The sequence below is a fragment of the Bradyrhizobium sp. HKCCYLRH1034 genome (assembly GCF_051168375.1).
In the GTDB taxonomy this organism is placed as follows: Bacteria; Pseudomonadota; Alphaproteobacteria; order Rhizobiales; family Xanthobacteraceae; genus Bradyrhizobium.
Window position 1 is genome coordinate 498141 of the sequence record NZ_JBNPUW010000005.1, and the last position, 16613, is coordinate 514753.

General features: G+C 60.8%; 17 protein-coding genes and 3 pseudogenes. 7 read left to right on the forward strand and 13 right to left on the reverse strand.

Annotation, left to right across the window (positions count from 1 at the left end):
- Positions 1-12 precede the first annotated feature (12 nt).
- The 4 genes and pseudogenes from ACQR0W_RS15160 to ACQR0W_RS15175 all read right to left on the reverse strand — a co-directional run bounded on the left by ACQR0W_RS15160 (position 13) and on the right by ACQR0W_RS15175 (position 2779).
- On the reverse strand, positions 13-735 hold the full coding sequence (locus tag ACQR0W_RS15160; RefSeq protein WP_315769474.1) for a thermonuclease family protein: 723 nt from the start codon (positions 733-735) through the stop codon (positions 13-15).
- Positions 736-914: 179 nt separating this feature from the next.
- Positions 915-1520 carry a cell envelope biogenesis protein TolA gene (locus ACQR0W_RS15165; RefSeq protein WP_315769471.1) on the reverse strand — a complete coding sequence of 202 codons (606 nt, stop codon included), beginning with the start codon at positions 1518-1520 and terminating at the stop codon, positions 915-917.
- A gap of 6 nt (positions 1521-1526) precedes the next feature.
- Positions 1527-1793 (reverse strand): annotated as a pseudogene (locus tag ACQR0W_RS15170) (hypothetical protein).
- Between the two features lie 56 nt (positions 1794-1849).
- Positions 1850-2779: a Ku protein gene (locus tag ACQR0W_RS15175; RefSeq protein WP_434840709.1), complete on the reverse strand. Its 930-nt coding sequence runs from the start codon at positions 2777-2779 to the stop codon at positions 1850-1852.
- Between the two features lie 198 nt (positions 2780-2977).
- Between ACQR0W_RS15175 and ACQR0W_RS15180 the strand changes: the two are divergent.
- From ACQR0W_RS15180 to ACQR0W_RS15205, 6 genes and pseudogenes are all read left to right on the forward strand, one after another.
- Positions 2978-3905, forward strand: a pseudogene (locus ACQR0W_RS15180) (3'-5' exonuclease).
- Positions 3906-4334: 429 nt separating this feature from the next.
- A complete protein-coding gene (gene tnpA / locus ACQR0W_RS15185; RefSeq protein ID WP_434840710.1) occupies positions 4335-5231 on the forward strand; it encodes an IS66 family insertion sequence element accessory protein TnpA in 897 nt (298 codons plus the stop codon).
- Positions 5228-5581 (forward strand): IS66 family insertion sequence element accessory protein TnpB, encoded by a 354-nt coding sequence (gene tnpB / locus ACQR0W_RS15190; protein WP_172179936.1) that lies wholly within the window; start codon positions 5228-5230, stop codon positions 5579-5581. Before tnpA ends, tnpB begins: the two co-directional genes overlap by 4 nt.
- Before the next feature lie 69 nt (positions 5582-5650).
- Positions 5651-5947, forward strand: a pseudogene (locus ACQR0W_RS15195) (transposase domain-containing protein); the annotation flags it as partial.
- Positions 5948-6017: 70 nt separating this feature from the next.
- Positions 6018-6398: an IS66 family transposase gene (locus tag ACQR0W_RS15200; protein WP_409978006.1), complete on the forward strand. Its 381-nt coding sequence runs from the start codon at positions 6018-6020 to the stop codon at positions 6396-6398.
- Complete coding sequence (locus ACQR0W_RS15205) at positions 6395-7015, forward strand: IS66 family transposase (RefSeq protein ID WP_409978005.1); 621 nt, start codon at positions 6395-6397, stop codon at positions 7013-7015. Before ACQR0W_RS15200 ends, ACQR0W_RS15205 begins: the two co-directional genes overlap by 4 nt.
- 74 nt (positions 7016-7089) lie before the next feature.
- Here the strand turns inward: ACQR0W_RS15205 and ACQR0W_RS15210 are convergent, their stop codons facing one another.
- Complete coding sequence (locus ACQR0W_RS15210; protein ID WP_315769992.1) at positions 7090-7890, reverse strand: hypothetical protein; 801 nt, start codon at positions 7888-7890, stop codon at positions 7090-7092.
- 71 nt (positions 7891-7961) lie between these two features.
- Here ACQR0W_RS15210 and ACQR0W_RS15215 point away from each other — a divergent pair, with 71 nt between their 5' ends.
- Positions 7962-8450 (forward strand): hypothetical protein, encoded by a 489-nt coding sequence (locus ACQR0W_RS15215; RefSeq protein ID WP_315769994.1) that lies wholly within the window; start codon positions 7962-7964, stop codon positions 8448-8450.
- An 87-nt stretch (positions 8451-8537) separates the two neighbouring features.
- On the opposite strand, the gene ACQR0W_RS15220 is transcribed toward ACQR0W_RS15215, so the two are convergent.
- The 8 genes from ACQR0W_RS15220 to ACQR0W_RS15255 all read right to left on the reverse strand — a co-directional run bounded on the left by ACQR0W_RS15220 (position 8538) and on the right by ACQR0W_RS15255 (position 16381).
- Positions 8538-8663 (reverse strand): hypothetical protein, encoded by a 126-nt coding sequence (locus ACQR0W_RS15220; RefSeq protein ID WP_315769995.1) that lies wholly within the window; start codon positions 8661-8663, stop codon positions 8538-8540.
- A gap of 60 nt (positions 8664-8723) precedes the next feature.
- On the reverse strand, positions 8724-10031 hold the full coding sequence (locus ACQR0W_RS15225; RefSeq protein WP_315769996.1) for a hypothetical protein: 1308 nt from the start codon (positions 10029-10031) through the stop codon (positions 8724-8726).
- 108 nt (positions 10032-10139) lie between these two features.
- Positions 10140-11198, reverse strand: a complete 1059-nt coding sequence (locus tag ACQR0W_RS15230) for a TIR domain-containing protein (protein ID WP_315769998.1) — start codon at positions 11196-11198, stop codon at positions 10140-10142.
- A gap of 25 nt (positions 11199-11223) precedes the next feature.
- Positions 11224-12693, reverse strand: a complete 1470-nt coding sequence (locus tag ACQR0W_RS15235) for a dsDNA nuclease domain-containing protein (RefSeq protein ID WP_315770000.1) — start codon at positions 12691-12693, stop codon at positions 11224-11226.
- A gap of 9 nt (positions 12694-12702) precedes the next feature.
- Positions 12703-13575 (reverse strand): SMODS domain-containing nucleotidyltransferase, encoded by an 873-nt coding sequence (locus ACQR0W_RS15240; RefSeq protein ID WP_315770002.1) that lies wholly within the window; start codon positions 13573-13575, stop codon positions 12703-12705.
- A gap of 3 nt (positions 13576-13578) precedes the next feature.
- Positions 13579-15024 carry a HesA/MoeB/ThiF family protein gene (locus ACQR0W_RS15245; RefSeq protein ID WP_315770003.1) on the reverse strand — a complete coding sequence of 482 codons (1446 nt, stop codon included), beginning with the start codon at positions 15022-15024 and terminating at the stop codon, positions 13579-13581.
- Positions 15021-15488 (reverse strand): hypothetical protein, encoded by a 468-nt coding sequence (locus ACQR0W_RS15250; protein ID WP_315770005.1) that lies wholly within the window; start codon positions 15486-15488, stop codon positions 15021-15023. Before ACQR0W_RS15250 ends, ACQR0W_RS15245 begins: the two co-directional genes overlap by 4 nt.
- Positions 15485-16381 (reverse strand): hypothetical protein, encoded by an 897-nt coding sequence (locus ACQR0W_RS15255; protein WP_315770007.1) that lies wholly within the window; start codon positions 16379-16381, stop codon positions 15485-15487. The genes ACQR0W_RS15250 and ACQR0W_RS15255 overlap by 4 nt, the downstream gene beginning before the upstream one ends.
- Between the last annotated feature and the right edge of the window lie 232 nt (positions 16382-16613).

A 16613-nucleotide genomic window follows, 5' to 3' on the forward strand; every position in this document is an offset into this window, starting at 1 on the left:
CTCAATCTGGATCTAGAGCTTGGACTTGCGACAGCCAGCGGCTTCAGCATCCGCTACCGAGCAAAACCAACGACGAGACGAGCTTCGATCCATCGACAGCCGATCGTAGAACCGTCCTCCGGGCACGTGATAGATGCATTCATGAGCACCTTTAAGATTGCCCTTGATGACACAAGCGGGCGAAGGCGGCTCGGCCACAGTAGCCGGCGCCATCAGTATCCGTTGCGCCTGCGCGGGTACGGCGACCGCGCCAAGGATCACGGTATTGTTGCTGCGATGCCTCCACTCCCAGGGAGCTACAAAAGCGCCGCTCCAGAGGCCGCGCTTCTGTTCTCGGGCGAAATCTTCGTCCGCAACGTAGGCCGTCGAGTAGCGTCGAAACGCCAGCGCCCAGCCGTTTCTCACTAGCCAACGTGAGACATCCTGACCAGAAACTGTGCAGGACCCAAGATGCCGCCTATAGACGTCCTGGCCGGTCAGTTCGCAGTTCCAGGATTGCTCGCGCGCAAAGGCTCTCAGCTGTTGTCTGGCCACAATGCCGCAATCCCAAGCCTTACCACCCGCGTCGAGGCAAACCTGGTCCGTCTCAGGCGCGTCGATCCCAAGAAGTCGAATCTTGACGGTCCCCTCGTAAACGGTGTCCGCGTCAACAATTTGCGGAACGCCCTTTACCTCTCGCGCAATTGCGGAAGAGAGAGCCAAAAAGCAGCATGAGATGACAACAGCAGCGCGCATACTGCACCGCAATCAAATCTGATGAAAAATCGATAGTTAACAGCCTATTACACTTTCCTCGCGAGGACTAGGAAGGGACAATCTGTCGGACACGGTCCCCGCTGTCATAGTTAATTCGACTCATGCTCGGCTGCTGGACGAATGCTGCCCTGAGGCCGCCGGGAATAAAGCGTGGAGACCTAATCCCTCGACTGGCGCAGCGCTTCGTTGAGCTTTCTCCGTTCGCTCTCCCATCGCGTCTCTTCGGCCTCGATTCTTTTCTCCAGCTCAAGCCGCTCCGCGTCGAGAGCTTCCCTTCGTTCTTCGTACTGCCGCTGTCCTGCCTCCAGCGCCGCCTGCGCTTTGACGATCAGCTTTTCACGTCTGGCCCGCTCTTTCTCCCGCGCTGCCTCTTCCCTGCGGCGCTCGGCCTCGCGTCTCTTCTGCTCGCGCTCGAACTCCACGGCGGCCTTGCGCTTGTCCTCCGCGCTGATCTCGGGTGCCACTTTCCGTTTCGGTTCGAGACGGCGCCTTCTCCTCGCACCGCCGGAGTCATCATCTAGGTCTGGCATACCAGCTTGCTCCGCGAAGCGGCCGCTCGATCCGGCTGGGCGCTTCAGGACCACGCCTGGCTTTGCCATGGTAGCGGCGACCACGGCCGGATCCTCAGTCTCCCTGGCGGCCCCTTGGTGGAAGAGATTGCTGCCGGCGCCCCATGCCTCAAGCGCCGCCTTCATGGACGGCGCGGCGATCGCGAGATCGTAGAAGCCGAGCGAGGTCTGATAGGTTTTCAGCTTACGTGGCACGGGAGGTTACCTGCACGAATGTAAGGCCTCAACGTACCATGCGGCGTAGGGCGTGTTCCTTGCCATATGGCGGTTCAGATCGGGCGAGCCGTCCGTCCACCAGACGGGCCCCCGCTCCCCAGCGCTCTCTTGGCTTGGTCCACGGCGCGGTGCGCCGCGGCTTCAGCCTTCGGATCCTCCGCCGCCTTGGCGGCTCGAACGGCGCGCCTGGCCGACATCAGCTGCCGGGGTCAGCAGGGAGCGCTCGGTCTCCCTGAGGCGAGGATCGGCCATCCGCCAAAGGCGCCCTTTAACGACGAAGCAGCGCCCGTCCGGAGTCACAGGATGCTTCAAGCCGACTTCCGCTGGCGGCCGGCGGGTGGCTTTTTCGCCGGCGCCTCCTTGGCGGCAGCCTTCTTGCCGGCGATCGGCATCAGCATCTCCTTCTGGCCAGCGGCAGCCTTCTTCCGCTTCTTCGCGGGCTTGCTCGCATCCGAGGGCTGCGTTTGCTGCCCGACCGAACGGCGCAGCGCCTCCATCAGATCGACCACGTTCTCGCCCTTCGGCCGATCCTTCGGGCGGATCGTCTTGCCCGCACGCTTCTGATTGATCAGGTCGATCAGCGCGGTCTCATAGTGGTCCTCGAGCTTCTCCGGCGCGAACGTCCCTGCCTTCTGGTTCACGATGTGCCGGGCGAGGTCCAGCATGTCCTTCGTGATCTTCACGTCCTGGATATCGTCGAAATACTCCTGCTCCGACCGCACCTCATAAGGATACCGCAGGAGGGTGCCGACCAGGCCCTTGTCCATCGGCTCGAGCGCGATGATGTGCTCGCGGTTCATGAGCACAATCCGGCCGATCGCGACCTTGTTCATCTCTCGGATGGTCTCGCGGATCACCGCAAAGGCGTCATGGCCGACCTTGCCGTCGGGGCGCAGATAGTAGGGGCGGATCAGATAGCGCGGGTCGATGTCGGCCTTGTCGACGAACTCGTCGATCTCGATGGTACGCGTGGACTCCAGGGCGATCTCCTCAAGCTCTTCCTTCGAGACCTCGATGTACTGGCCCTTCTCGAGCTCATAGCCCTTGACGATGTCCTCGTTGGGAACCTCTTCGCCGGTGTCGGCATCGACCTTGACGTACTTGATCCGATGGCCGGTCGTCCGGTTTAGCTGGTTGAAGCTGATCTTCTCGGACTCGGACGTGGCCGGGTAGAGAGCCACCGGACACGTGACGAGCGACAGGCGCAGGAAGCCTTTCCAATTGGCGCGGGGGGCCATGTACGCGGAACTCCGGTTTCAACGGTCCGGAATTAAGACGAATGACGGCGCCGGGTTCCGACATGGCCGCTGATCAATATCGGGAAACCAAGTGATCCTCTTCGCACTGCCTGGCGAGGCTCGAGGTGGGCCGAAAATGGCCGTGAATCGCCTTGCTCCGATACCTGGTGGTCATTTGCTTGGGTATGGTGGCGCGTCATGACTGCCGCGCCGCGATTCCACCGACACCATTTTGACGAGGCTGCCGACTTGGCGGCCATGGCAGATGCCCTCGCCCAATCGCCCGATTACCGGGTGCTGCGCAGGCTTGTCCCCCGGGCCCCCTCCCCTGCCGCCATCGGAGAGGAGGTCAGGACGGCCGTCCTGCTGGACACCAAGACCACCGGCCTCGACCCACTCCCGGGACGAGATCATCGAACTCGGCATGCTGTCATTCGACTACATCCGGGAAGGTCGCATCGTCGGCGTCAGGAGCGTCTTCTCCGCCTTCCATGAACCCAGCCGCCCCATCTCCGCCGAGGTGACGGCGCTCACCGGCATCACCGACGAGATGGTCGCCGGACAGCGTATCGATCCGGACGCGGTATCGGCGTTCGTCGCCGGCGCGGCCATCGTCATCGCCCACAACGCGGCCTTCGACCGTCGGTTCGCCGAGCGCTACTGGCCGATTTTCGAGCGTAAGGCCTGGGGCTGCAGCGCGACCGAGGTCGACTGGCGCTCGCACGGCTTCGCCGGCGCCCAGCTGGGTTACCTTCTGCACGGCGCCGGATTCTTCCACCAGGCCCATCGCGCAGTCGACGACTGCCACGCTCTGCTTGAGGTCCTGGATTTCGTCCTGCCCACGACAGGCGCGCCGGCGTTGGCTGCCTTGCTCCAGACCGCGCGCAAGCCGATCATTAGGGTGTGGGCGGAGCAGTCTCCCTTCGGCCTCAAGGATTCCCTGAAGAAGCGCGGCTATCGGTGGTCCGACGGTACGGATGGACGGCCGAAGCCGTGGTACGTCAACGTGCAAGAGTCCTCCATCGAAGCCGAGGTCGCGTATCTTAGAGACGAGGTTTATCTCCGCGATCTCGAGCCGCGGCTGCAGCGCCTGACCGCATTCGAACGATTTTCGAATCGTGGTTGAGAGGAACGGTGGCCTGTCCAAAGGGTGCAAAGAAACCGGGAGCTCTCTTTGCAAGACAAAGAGCCTTCTACGACGGCCAAGAAATTGCACGGGAATACGGCCGGTTCAAGCAGGTCCTGATCACGCTTGGCCTTGTTTCAAGCGAGGGATTTAAGAGACTTTCGATACTCTACGCTTGAGCCCGCTGTACTACGATGAGTGCCACAGATCGCATTGATTCAGTTCGCAGAAACTGCGAGCGCGGCACGCGCTCCGACCGAACGGCACGGTTGAACGCAAGCCATGTCAATGGCTTGCTGTTCAACCGGCGAGCCGCTTTTATCTTGCCGCTTTAATCGGCCGGGGGTAACCGTCCGGTCTCTGCACACCTTCCCCCTCGTGTGTGTTGTCGTTCCATTTCGAGTTCTCTGCTGCTGTGGAGAATCTCCGGTGGGATCCAAACATTTCAAGAACAGAGCTCGCCGCGAATGGTGGTCGCTGCACATCGAAGCGTGGCGTCGGAGCGGTCTCGGGATCCGCAAATACTGCCAGCAACAACGTCTGACCGAGAACACGTTGCGGCGTTGGCTGAAGCGGCTGGCCGGCAACGAGACTGCGCTTAAGCTTGAGAAATATCAGACGGAATTGCGCCGCGAGCGCGCCCGGGAAGAGCGAGAAAAGGCGCTCCGAAAGCAGAAGCAGCGCAGGTTCACGATCACCTCGGATGTGCGCAATCGGGCCTCGCAGGCGTTCTGGGCGATGCATGTTGAGGCGCTGAACTGGAGCGGGATGGAGCTCCGCGCCTACGCTGCGGCGATGCAGCTGTCGCCGCATTCGCTGCGCAAATGGCGCGACCGATTGGCGGCCGGCGAGGTCACGATCGATTGGCGCGCCCATCTTCATCCCTCCGCCCGTCCCACCGTTAGCACTAGTGCTAGGAACTCACAGCCCGAACGTCGCTTGACAGCCGCCGAAATCGGCGATCCAGCCGCGCCCAAAACGCCGGCCCGGCGCTTCTTCAGCGACGAGGAGAAGCTCGCGATCGCCAGGGAAACCGAGCTACCAGGCGCCAAAGTCTCTGCCGTCGCTCGCAAGCATGGTATCGTCACCGGGCTGCTGTTCCGCTGGCGCGCGCAGTTCGGCATCGCGCAAAAGAAGCGCTCCAAGCTCGCCGGTGTTGTGCTGCCCGACGACATGCCCGCCGCACGCGCCCTGCGCGATCTCGTGCGTCCACCGGAGGGCATGATGGCCGTCGACCTCGCTGACGGACGGCGTGTCTTCGCTCCCGCCGGCAGCGATCCGGATGCGGTGCGGGCGCAGATCGAAAGCGGAGAGACAGCATCATGATGTTCGTTCCTGCAGGCGTGAAGGTGCACCTGGCCCTCGGCTACACCGACATGCGGAAGGGCATGGACGGCCTCGCAATGCTGGTGCAAGACACGCTGAAGAAGGACCCGTTCTCTGGTCATCTGTTTGCCTTCCGCGGCAAAAAGGCATCGATCCTGAAGGTCCTGTTCTGGGACGGCAACGGGCTTTGTCTGTTCACCAAACGCATCGACCAGGGCGGCTTCGTGTGGCCGGTGATGGCGGGTTATGATGGCTCGATCACGCTCACGCCGGCGCAGCTCGCGATGCTGATCGAAGGCATCGACTGGCGCGCGCCAGAACGCGTATGGAGGCCTGCGATTGCAGGATGATCCGCCAAAACCGGTGCTGAACTGAGTTGCGATTCTTCTACGAATCAGCGTGTTCGAGTACCATCGGACATGCAGCTCGATCTCGCCAATCTTCCCTCTGATCCTGAGCTTCTGCAGCGCCTGGTGCGCGACATTGCGGCCGCCATCGACCATCGCGACACCGAGATCGAGCGTCTCAAGTCCATCATCAAACAGCTGCAGCGGATGCAGTTCGGTCGTAGCTCGGAGCGCATCGATCCCGATCAGCTTGCACTCGGTCTGGAGGATCTCGACAGCGACATCGGCCGCGTCGAGGAAGCTCAACCGAAGGCCACTCCGGAAGCCAAGTCTCCACCGCGACGCCGTGCGCTGCCCGATCATCTGCCACGCGAAGACGTTCTGCTCAACGTGCAAGACAGGGTTTGTGGCCGCTGTGGTCCCGGCGCAGCTTCGCGTCATGCGTACGACCCGTCCGAAATACGGCTGCCGAGCTCAACACCGTGGTGCCGGCGCGCCGGAGCGGTTGATTGTTGGCGGCCTGGCGACGCCCGCGGTGCTCGCCCACGTGTTGATCAGCAAATACTGCGATCACCTTCCGGTCTATCGGCAGTCGCAGATCTTCGACCGTCATGGCGCCGCTCTCTGCCGCTCGACGCTCGCGGGCTGGGTTGGCGGCGCATGCTGGTGGCTCGAGGCCTTGCACGAACGGCTGTGCAATAACGTGTTCGCCTCCAACCATCTCTTTGCCGATGACACGCCGATCCCGGTGCTCGATCCTGGCCGTGGGCGAACCAAGACGGGACGGCTTTGGGTGTACGCGCGCGAGCAAAGGCCGTGAGCGGCCCCAAACCTCCGGCCGCCATCTATTTGTTCGCTCCGGACCGCAAAGCCGAACGTCCAGCCGCACATCTTGCTGCCTTCAAGGGTATCCTGCATGTCGACGGATATGCCGGCTTCGAGCAACTGGCCGACAAGGAGGGCATCACGCTCGCAGCTTGTTGGAGCCACTCGCGACGCAAGACAAGGCGCGGCCGGAAGGGGACGGCCTCGCAGACCCCGATGGCTTTGCCTGCCTCTGCGCGAGCGCATGCTCCTTCATATGGGCCAGCGGCTTCCGCCGCGACGGGGATGTCTTCGGAGTGCATATGTTCCGCTTCGTGGATGACGGTGGACCGCAATGGTCCGAGCGCGTCAGAGGCAAACGGCGCTCGGCCTACGCAAATTCGACGGCTTTCTTGCCCGGACGGGCATGCCGACGCCGAGCGCTGGGCGACGCCGCCCGAGATGATGTACGATCTGACGCCTGCGGAGATCGCCACCATGACAAGCGAGACGGCGTTCGCCCGCGCACGGGAGGTAAGCTGCCGGTCGAACGCCGATCCCTTACCCCGATATGAACCGCTTTTCCGACAAACGATGCAGCGCGGTCACCCTGCGATCAACGGACGCTATTAAACTTGATGCGCCTCGGCGCGGCGCGCTACCTCGGTCGGCTCGACAGCTAGGCTTGCGGCTTGGCCATGCCAAGGTTACGCGCAAGGGATGGGGGGTCCTCGAACCGGGAGAATCCAGCGGCTGGGTTGAAGATCGCTATGCCCTCGGGTCAGGCAGCCGAAGGAATGGATATTCCGGCGCAGCGTGATGTTGTTCTCCTTCATGTGATGACGTTCCATATCCCCGAAGGAATCGTCCGGGCGGTGCTTGCCCGTACGGTAGAAGTCGGCGAAGTCTTCGAGCTGCGACGGATGCCAATCGATACCGTTTCCGCAGAAGATCAGGCAGCCCGAACCGGGCGACGCGGCCTGAACCGCTTCAAGTCTTTTCTCGAATTCCAGCGTGTACCGCATGAAGGCGGACCGGGCTGAGAACGACCGACCGAAAAGCTGCGCGCCCATCCATTCCTTTCGGACGATGACATGCGTGTCAGCGGTAAAATGTTGGCGGCGCTCCTCGTATTTCTCCCAGTTTTCGTCGCTGTCATCGGTCTGCGGCTGGACCGTCTTCACTTCGGCATGGGCCGCTTTCCCCATATCGAGGCCGAGGCGGAAGTCGATACGCCCTTCAAGCCCCGCCTGTCGTGGCTCGTATTCAAGCTTCACGATGGAATCGTCCTTGATGAACAGGCCCGCGACGGTCAATTCGTTGACCCGTTCGATGATGGCGAGGACCCGTTTCGGGGACGGCTTTGCCCGCCATGCGGCGACGGCGTCTTCAAACTGGCCCCACAGGCGCGCGCCCCCCTCGATCTGCGCATCGGGCCCCATGACGGTTTCCCGGTACGCCTCCGTGATCGCGGCGACATGGGCTTCAATTTCGGCTTCAATGGACATTGGGATATTCTGCGCCGTATGGCGGCCGATTCCAATGGGCGGCGCCGCGACAACGTGCCGATGGACCTAGCATGCTCAAATCCATTTCATCGATCTACAAGCCCGACATCCGGTTCCGCAACCTGGCGGATGCGAGCGGGACCCGTCCGATGTCGATGGCGGATCTGCATGCCATGGTCGAGCCGATCCAGCTATCGGATGCCGTGCCGGACGAGATACGGCGCGAATTCGACACCGCGCGGAACGCGTTCGTCTATTCGTGGTTTGTATACGAGTTCACCACGCTCGCTGAACTTGGCGGCTACACCGTCCTGGAATTGGCTCTTCGCCGGCGCCTTGACCCGGCGGTTATGCCCAACACCTCGAGGAGCCCCGGCTTAAGCCGACTCCTGCAAGCAGCGCTTGACAAGGGGTATCTTCAGCGCGGCGACTTTGAAGTGCCCTCGCCATCCGGAAGCGGCGCCATGGCGTGCCAGCTCGATTTCATACCCATGCTGCGCAATCACGTTGCCCACGGCAATATCCATTTGCTTCCGCAAGGCGCGCTCGCATCCCTTTAGTTGTGTCAAGCGGTCATAGAAAAACTCTATCCCGCGCTCCCATAGTTGCCCGAACAGCTACGCCGACTATCGCCGTCACGAGCTCGGCTAGAAGAATTGCTGCGGTTCGCGGAAGGCGCCGCCAAATGCACGATCGGCATCCAATACGGCCTCGATGACAAAGAGAGCGGAGCGCATGAGGTCGGTATCGCGCTTGCGGTTCGCGGGCTGCATCTTGTTACCGTGAAGGAAGTTGTTTCGAGTTCGCCATGGCACTGATTCAATGTTGTAGACTCATTCGAAGAGGGTGATGTCCTTGGTTGGCGGAAAATGCCCTCCGAGCAGCTGCTCTGTGCCATTTGGGTAAATAATCACGGCATGCTGGAAAATGCCGGACGCGAGATTACGGAGGACTACGTTCGTCGGCCGGTTCGGATCATGAGGATACGCGGTGAAGAACTCGCCGCGCTGATAGTGGTAGCCATCTTGATAAACAGCGTTCGTCGGACCGTTCGTAATGAGGACTCGGCTCGGCGCAATCCCAATTCCAACCGCGAGATTCATGACCAATCCTCGTGGCGGCGTCACCGCGCTTCGCCATGCGGCGAACCGGGGCGTATCAGAAACCATCAATGAATGGCCCATGACGCTGCTGCCATTCGGCTGATCGACCACCGCCAGTTGGTACAGAAAAATAGCATCGATCGGGCTGGCGGGATTGCTCTTCAAATAATCTTTGGCCCATCCATCGCAAGCAGGCAGCGACATCGTCTCCGGGACGCGCATAAGGACGACACGAACACCATTCGGCGATGTCTCCGCATGCTTGGTTGCGTTGGCAAACGCGCCATCAAACTTGTCCGAAAGATTCTTGCTTTCGTTCTGGTGAAATGGAGCGCCAAAGAACAATTGATAGGATATCTGCTGCTTACTGTAAGGCCCAAATTTCTGCGGTAAGGTATTGTCGAGCTTGACGGCCCATACCCCCACCGAAGCTGATTGCCCCGATGTCAGCGTCGGTAACGCGTCGCGGAGTTGATTCCAATCTGCCGTCGAGGGATAGGCGTTCGCGATCGCGAACAGCACACCGCCGTGCCCGCGCTCCTTGAATACGCGCAGGATAGCTTCCTCGGTCAATTTCGCCTGCTTTGTGAACTCCTGCTCATGTGCCGACGCACCGTAACTCTTCAAGGATATATCGGCAGTCGCGCCGTCGGCTGTCGTAACGACGGCATCGTAACCCGGATGGTTGCGTGTAGTCGGCCTTACAGTCTGAGGCGGACGGTGAAATAGACTGACGCCCATCAGCTCGAAAAGGGAGCCGCGTCGGCTATTCGCATCGGTGCTCTTGATTTTCTTGACATGATCAGCGACCCAGTTCGGGTCGATGCCCTCCAATCCAGCGATCGCGTCCCCGAGCAAACACAACTGGTTTACGGCCGCGGCGTCCTTCCGCCGCCACAGTTTACCGAGGCTTGTATCGCTAGTCGCGAGCCAATCGGCCCCAAACGCGGTTTCAATCGCCCCGAGCCGGCGGTCGAATTCATCATCGGGCATAGCCAAGTGATCACGTTGGCGTCCCGCAGCAAATCGGCTGGCCATCCCATCACTCCTGTCTCTTATCCCGGTCGTTTCTCAGATGCCTGGGGCAAAGGACCGGAAAAATAAAGAACGACCTTCAATTCAGATGCGCGTGCGTCAGTCGCAAGGTTAGCCGATGTGGCGAGCCGAAGCATCATTTGACTGGAGACGCTTGACGATCGCCTCGGCGGTCTGAGCCGGCGTCCATGCCGAGACATCGATGTAACCATCGATACCGAACAGTCCGGGCACCTGCGCCTGATCAAGGCGCAGGAGCATCACCGTTGCATCGCGGCGTTGCTTGAGGATGTCCCGGATCGCTCGCCATTCGAGGCCGCACCATTCTTTCCCGTTGTAGTTACCGCACAGGAATACGACGACAAGGTCCGCGTTCTCGTGATAAATGCGCTGCAACAGCACATCCAAATTGGGCCGCGCCAGCTCCGCGACATAATCATTGTCATAGAATACGACATCGTTTCCGAGCTCGTCCTTGAGGTGCTCGGCGATCGCACAGGCGAACGGGCGGTATTCGCCAGGAAAGGAAAGCGCAACTCTGAAGCGCCGTGTATCGATCGCCTGCGGCGCCGGTGCCTTGCGTTTCGCCTTGGCGAGCATCGCATCGATCGCAGAGAGGGAGGCCGCGTAAGGATCAACGCCAATCTTGGCTTCCATGAGGTAGCGAGGATGCGTTCGTCCGAGGTGATGCAGAAGATGATTGAGCCAAATCGCCAAACTGTTCGCATTGCTACAGGAGATCGGCTTGCCCGTCGTCGACGGAGGAAGGTTCGATGTGAAATCGGCGATGGCTTGGTTCTTGATCCGCTCGCATTCCTTCTCGGAAAAGAGGTTGGCAGCGCGCTGCGCCATACGAATGAAGTGGGCCGTCGGTTCGCCTTCCAGCAACCCGTAACAGGAGAACTGGCAGCCCCTTAAGCCGGCCATGGCGAAGTTGCTAGTTTGCATATTGTTGTACAGTCGCATGACTGCATCGTCGGAGTCGTCGAGCTGGCCGTAGTACTGCCAGAGCATGATCTGGTGATTGGGCTTTCTCAAGAGGCGATCGGCCGGAATTTTTTCTTGAGAGAAATACAAGATGGATAGCGAGATATCCGGGAACTTCCCGGCCTCCTCCTCGAAGGCCTTTTGCAGCCGTATCAGTTCTGGTCGTTTATCTGGCGCCGGCATGAGACGAGGGATGCGATCAAAGGGGTTAGGTCTTCAAAAGGCAGCTTGGTACGTAGCTGGGGTCTTGATACTCGAACAATTGGACGCGTCCCATCGATGTGAGCTGCTGGCCGAGGAACACCGAGAGCGCAAACGGCCCATAGAAGAAGAGCCGCGTCGTACGGAGCTGGCGTGCCTTCTGGAGCTTGCCGAATTCCTCCCGAACTGCCATCGCCATCGCGATGGCGTCGCCATCGCCGCCGATCGATTGCGCGCCCTGGCTTGGCGGTGCCATGAAGACGTACGCATTGGGAGCCTGTCCGGTGGACTCGATATACCGCATGACATCCACGCGGCCATCGCCACGAATGTTCAGTCCGAGCACGAGGTCGGTGCCGTTTGGGTCGGCCTCCGTGATTTCCGTCTGCAAAGTGTAGCCGGGCGTCGGGGTCGCATCCGAGCGCCAAAACTCCTTTGCGGGCGGTTGCGGAATTTCGAACGTCCAACTGCCCACGGCCGGAAACGTTGCGCCAACGGCAAGGCCGGTTGAAAGGGCGCATTTTCCGCGGAGCCGGATTGTGCGTACGGCTCCGGCCGCCATGATCTGCTTCCGCAAGGTATCGAGTTGCGGGACAAGATCGTTGGTCCAGGCGTCCGGCGAAGGCACCTTGCGCGCGGCCCGGTCAAAGAGCGGCGTCCAATCCAGCTCGTAATCCGCCGGCGGCGTGAAGGCTTCCTTCGTCCAGTTATGAACCCAAAGCGTCACACTGGCTTCTGCGGACAAGTCCGCGAGAACCGCAGAGCGCAAGAGCGCTTCGATCGAGGATTTGTCCAGCACCACGCCTTTGCTGGCCCCGACCTTGTTCATAAGGGCAGCGTAAGCGGGCTGGACCATCGCTCGAATCTTGCTCGCAAAATCGGGATGGCTGAGCATTCTCGCTATGAAGATATCAAGCGCTCGCTCATCATGCGCCAGATCGCCATACCCGATGTCAATAAAGACCTTCTCATGGATGAAGGCGATTTGTTCGTCGCTCAGGCCGACGGCCCGCATACGCTGGTCGACATCGTGTTGTGTCTGCGCGAGCGCGGGAACGGCGTCGTCATAAAAGGGCTTGGCGTTACGATAGCGCGCGAGGCCGGTTTCAACCGGCCGCATCTGCTGCGAAAGGCTTGGGCATGCCAGCCGGAACTCGTGGTAGGTGCCCGGCATGTCGGCATCGTATCTGCGAAACGCCTCGATCACGTCCTTGAATTCGGCGGGCGCGACATCGTGGTCCTTGGTTTGGATGTGTTTCCGGAGCGACTTACCTTCGTCAACATAGCGGATGTCGATATCGCCGGTGCCTTCCGTAAAGATTTGATGGAACGAGCCATCTTGCAACCAGATCGGAAGATGGCACACCGTGTAGCGCGTTTGAAAATCAAAGCCCTTTCCAGCATTCAGACCGCCCATCGCGTCCGGCGACAGAAGGGATCCGGTGGTGTCGGGCAGTCCAGAGGGGGTTTTGGCCATTCCTTTCTCCTACGCCCCGAAGGTCGAGCCGAAAAGCTTTCGCCATAGCTTGCGGCTTTCGGCTTCATCGGTTGCTTCAAGCGCTTGGCGAGCGGTCGTAGCCGCCGCTTTCACCTGGTCGAGGAACGCATCAAACTCGGCGCTGTCCCAGCGCTTGGCAACATTGACGGTTCCCAAACCCGGATCGGCAATGAACGGCACGGTGCCCAAGCCGCGGTAGAACCCGAAGGTCGAGTTGATCCCTTCGAGCACATTCGCGACAGCCCGCGCGTGCGACGTCGGAAGCCCGATCGTCTGGTGGACGAGCGTTTCCAGAATGTAGGATTTCGGCTTCGATTTCTCGCTGGGAAGCCGGTCGCGCCAGGATTTCATCAGCTTGACGATTTGCACGTAATAACCGCCCGTATCCTTGTTCTTCTCGCTTGCGGCGCTGATCTGTCCCTTGGGATGCGACTGCACCCATTGCTTGGCGTCGCGATCCGGAATCCAGAGTGGTCCGTCCTCGTAAACGGGCGTGCCGGGCACGATGTCAAGCCACACGCCCTTGGCACTAATGCCAATCGAGCGGCCTTGCGGCCGTGTCTCGCTGTAGTATTTGTCAAGTACGCCCTGAAGCCAGGTGAGAACAACCTCGGGCTCGGAGCCGTCGGCATAAATATCTAAATCGAGAATGCACACCACATCGACGTCTTCGATATTGTGGATGGCGGTATGCCGTCGATACGAGCCCGTCAGGAACGTTTCTTCGTGAGCGTCCTTGGTTTCTTCGTCCGTCTTCAGTTCATCACGAACTTTCTCATGCGCTTTCTTGGCTGTCTTTACAGCATCGTCATCGGGCTCGCATGAGCTGACGTAGCGCGCGAAATCAGCAGAGAGCTCCACCCGTCACTCCTTTTCCGGAAGCGCAGGAAGTTTTGTTGCGTCGAGGCCGTACGCCGCGGCGATACCGGAAAGGAAATCGCCGCAAACGGGACATTGCTCGTCGCGTTCAAAGTAGATGCCATACCAGCGATTAATCGTCATTTCATCGCGGCTCTCGCTCAAGGGAGGCATGTCGGCATACTGCGTGCCGGGTTCGGGCCGGTTGAGCCAGAGATACCACGGCGCATCGAAGTCACGCTTGAGCACATTGAGCGTGGAGGATTTGTCGGCAAGGAGTTCGAGCATGGCGAGCTTGGCGAGCTGCGTCGCGATGGGCAGCACGTCTAAGGAAAGGCCCGGCTCCACGGCGACGGGGCGATCCGAATAGGCGATCGCGTCGGCGTCATCCTGTGAAGACACCTCAACATCGGATGCTTCGTCCGGCAAGGAAGAGACGAAGCACTGCTGGCAGGGGGACTGCTTCGGGCGGACGCGCAGGATTTGCCCGCCATAGGCGCGGCGGAAGGCACCGCCATAGACGGCGGGCTTGTCGGCCGACACGCAAAGCTCGTTGATCAGCAACTTGCTTTGCCGGTTGTCGGTCCCGCAAATGACGAGGTCGGAGGCTTGCACAAGCCCGGCGAGCACGTCACGGTTCTCGAAACCGACGTCCATCACATGCACCTCGACCTGCGCGCCGGGATTCTTTTCAAGGATGAGATCACGCGTAACGTTCACTTTGGTCCGGCCCACCTGCGAGATTCCGCCCGGGTGCCGCACCACATTGCCAACCGACAGGCGGTCGCGATCCACCAGGATGAAGTGACCAACGCCGGATTTGGCGAGCTCTACCGCGACATGGGCGCCGCCCGTTCCGAGCCCGATACACAGAACGGTTCGGTCTTTGAGAACAGTCGTTTCCAGTATGCCGGCGCGGCGAAGGTCAAGTTGCGGCTCAATATCGGCGAACACGACGTCGCGCGGGTTGGCCGCGGGCTCGGCTGACTCAATCAGCTCGGCCCGGTAAGCGATGTTGTCTGGCGATACGAACACATCGGAGCGATGCGTTGGCTTGTCCGTGGGAACGATGGCAATCACCATTCCTTCGGAGGCCTGCCCTTGCTGCTGGCCGAGGACGAGCGTCGCTGCCGCATGGGTGCCGCTGCCTTGAATGCACAATTCCAACTGCGTGAGCGCATCGCCATCGTCCCACGAGCTGAAGCCGACGGGAAGGGAACCAGCTTTGGTCAACGACGGCCACTTGTCGCGCAACCATCCCGAAGAAAGCGTGACGACGCCGAACATGTCGGCATCGTCAGCGGTGATATTGAGCGCCTGCGGGGTAGGCACGCCCTCGGAAACCGCGACGATCGTGCGCCTCGTCTTGTCGTAGACGAGCTTCGACTTGCCGGGTTTCCGCTGCGCAATGGCCTGCATCGCATCGCGGATCATCGAGCGTTGGTCGCTCATGCGGCCTCCTGCATGGTACGGACAAAGTCGGCGAGATCGCGCCCGGTGGCGAGGTGCTGCTCGTAGGCTTCGAGCCACAGCATCGCCTTGAGAAATACCTTCTGCAAAACGATGCCAGCATGCCAGCGATCGGCGCGCCAATGGCAAATCTGAACCCAGCCCACCGCGTGCGGCTCAAGAGTGTGCATGGCGTGCGAGACGCCCAGCCGAGAGATAGCCACACCGCTGAAATTCAGCAATGGGCTCGGGTCTGTAATGTAGAGTGACGGCCGCTGCGTCGGATATCCCGGCGGGATCATGCAGAAAAGACGATAACTCCTGCCTACGCTGGTCGTCGCCGTGCCGCCAGCGTTGTACGTATCATCTGCCGGGTAGTGATAAACGCCGAACTGCGTAAAACCCTCATTCTGAAGGATTTGGTGTTCAAGCGCCATGCGCTGCCGGTGTGCCATTGTCCACGTCACGCAATACCTCTTTGGCCCTTTGCCGCACGATATACCTGCACGATTCCATTGATGTCGGGGACCACGAGCCCTGCCGGTGCTTCGATTTGCTCCGCGCTGCCCGTCGCCCGATCGAGGCGATGAACCTCAAGCACATCCATCGGCCATTTCTGATCGATGGCGAACGCGAGGTGATGCGGCTCCTTCAATTGGGCGACCAGAATTTTTCCGAACGCCGTCGTATGCTGCTCAATGGGGGCGCCGCTCTCCCGCTCCAGGGCTTCGGCGAGATGCGTGATGGCGCGCTCGCGCGTCGCCGCGTCAACCGCAGGCGCACAACCGAGGACAGGCGGCTCACCCGCATCGCCAATGCGAACACGAGCCAGAGCAACGGCTTCCCATTCCTTGAGCGACTGCTCCGGAAACAAGCCGCGCGCGATCAGCGCTTGCCGGACCGGACTGCACCCGGCGTGCACCGTGACGCTCATCGCGACCGGCTCTTCCTCCGTGCCGAGGTCGTAGAACCATGGGTGAATACGCACCGTAGGCGTCTGGCGGGACCCTTCCGTTGTGACGATGATCTCCACCATCCCCGGGAAGGCGTTACGTTTGCCGAGCTGACGGATGCGACTTCGATCGCCCGAACTCGGCTCCGAGAGGCCGAGGCGGTGATGGGAATGCCAGTCGCCGAAATAGCGAAGCGCCCAATCCGCCGCGAGCGGCTCGCTGAGTTGCCTGAGATAATCGACGTCCAGGCGGAAATGGGCGTTGTCGCGCTGTGCGTTCGGCCCTGCCTTCGTTGCGAGGAATACCGTCGGATTGTCCGGCCAGCGCCCAAAGAGATCGCCTCCCGTCTCGACGGTCCACGCTGCCGCTTCGGCGGCGATCGCGCGCAGCTCCGACTCCCAAATCACGAGTGGCTTGCTGGCCGCCGGACGGGCGGGAGGCGTTGCGGGCGCGCGGTCTACCCGCGGCGCTGGCGCGGACGGCGCGAGTGCCTTAGACCTGCGTCGGCCAAGAAAGCTGGCAATCCGCTTGATTACCATTCCGTCTCACCCAATAACTCAAAGACCCAACTCAACTACGAATCGGGAGTAGACCATTCTGCACCATGCAGTCGTCAAGAACAATGAGTGAACAAGCCTT

Bases quoted from the DNA above. Each gene is read 5' to 3' on its own strand.
- ACQR0W_RS15210 (WP_315769992.1), bottom strand. From the start codon at position 7,890: ATGTCCATTGAAGCCGAAATTGAAGCCCATGTCGCCGCGATCACGGAG.
- ACQR0W_RS15235 (WP_315770000.1), bottom strand. From the start codon at position 12,693: ATGGCCAAAACCCCCTCTGGACTGCCCGACACCACCGGATCCCTTCTG.
- ACQR0W_RS15220 (WP_315769995.1), bottom strand. From the start codon at position 8,663: ATGCAGCCCGCGAACCGCAAGCGCGATACCGACCTCATGCGCTCCGCT.
- ACQR0W_RS15215 (WP_315769994.1), top strand. From the start codon at position 7,962: ATGCTCAAATCCATTTCATCGATCTACAAGCCCGACATCCGGTTCCGC.
- ACQR0W_RS15175 (WP_434840709.1), bottom strand. From the start codon at position 2,779: ATGGCCCCCCGCGCCAATTGGAAAGGCTTCCTGCGCCTGTCGCTCGTC.
- ACQR0W_RS15200 (WP_409978006.1), top strand. From the start codon at position 6,018: ATGCGTACGACCCGTCCGAAATACGGCTGCCGAGCTCAACACCGTGGT.
- ACQR0W_RS15230 (WP_315769998.1), bottom strand. From the start codon at position 11,198: ATGCCGGCGCCAGATAAACGACCAGAACTGATACGGCTGCAAAAGGCC.
- tnpB (WP_172179936.1), top strand. From the start codon at position 5,228: ATGATGTTCGTTCCTGCAGGCGTGAAGGTGCACCTGGCCCTCGGCTAC.
- ACQR0W_RS15225 (WP_315769996.1), bottom strand. From the start codon at position 10,031: ATGGCCAGCCGATTTGCTGCGGGACGCCAACGTGATCACTTGGCTATG.
- ACQR0W_RS15245 (WP_315770003.1), bottom strand. From the start codon at position 15,024: ATGAGCGACCAACGCTCGATGATCCGCGATGCGATGCAGGCCATTGCG.
- ACQR0W_RS15160 (WP_315769474.1), bottom strand. From the start codon at position 735: ATGCGCGCTGCTGTTGTCATCTCATGCTGCTTTTTGGCTCTCTCTTCC.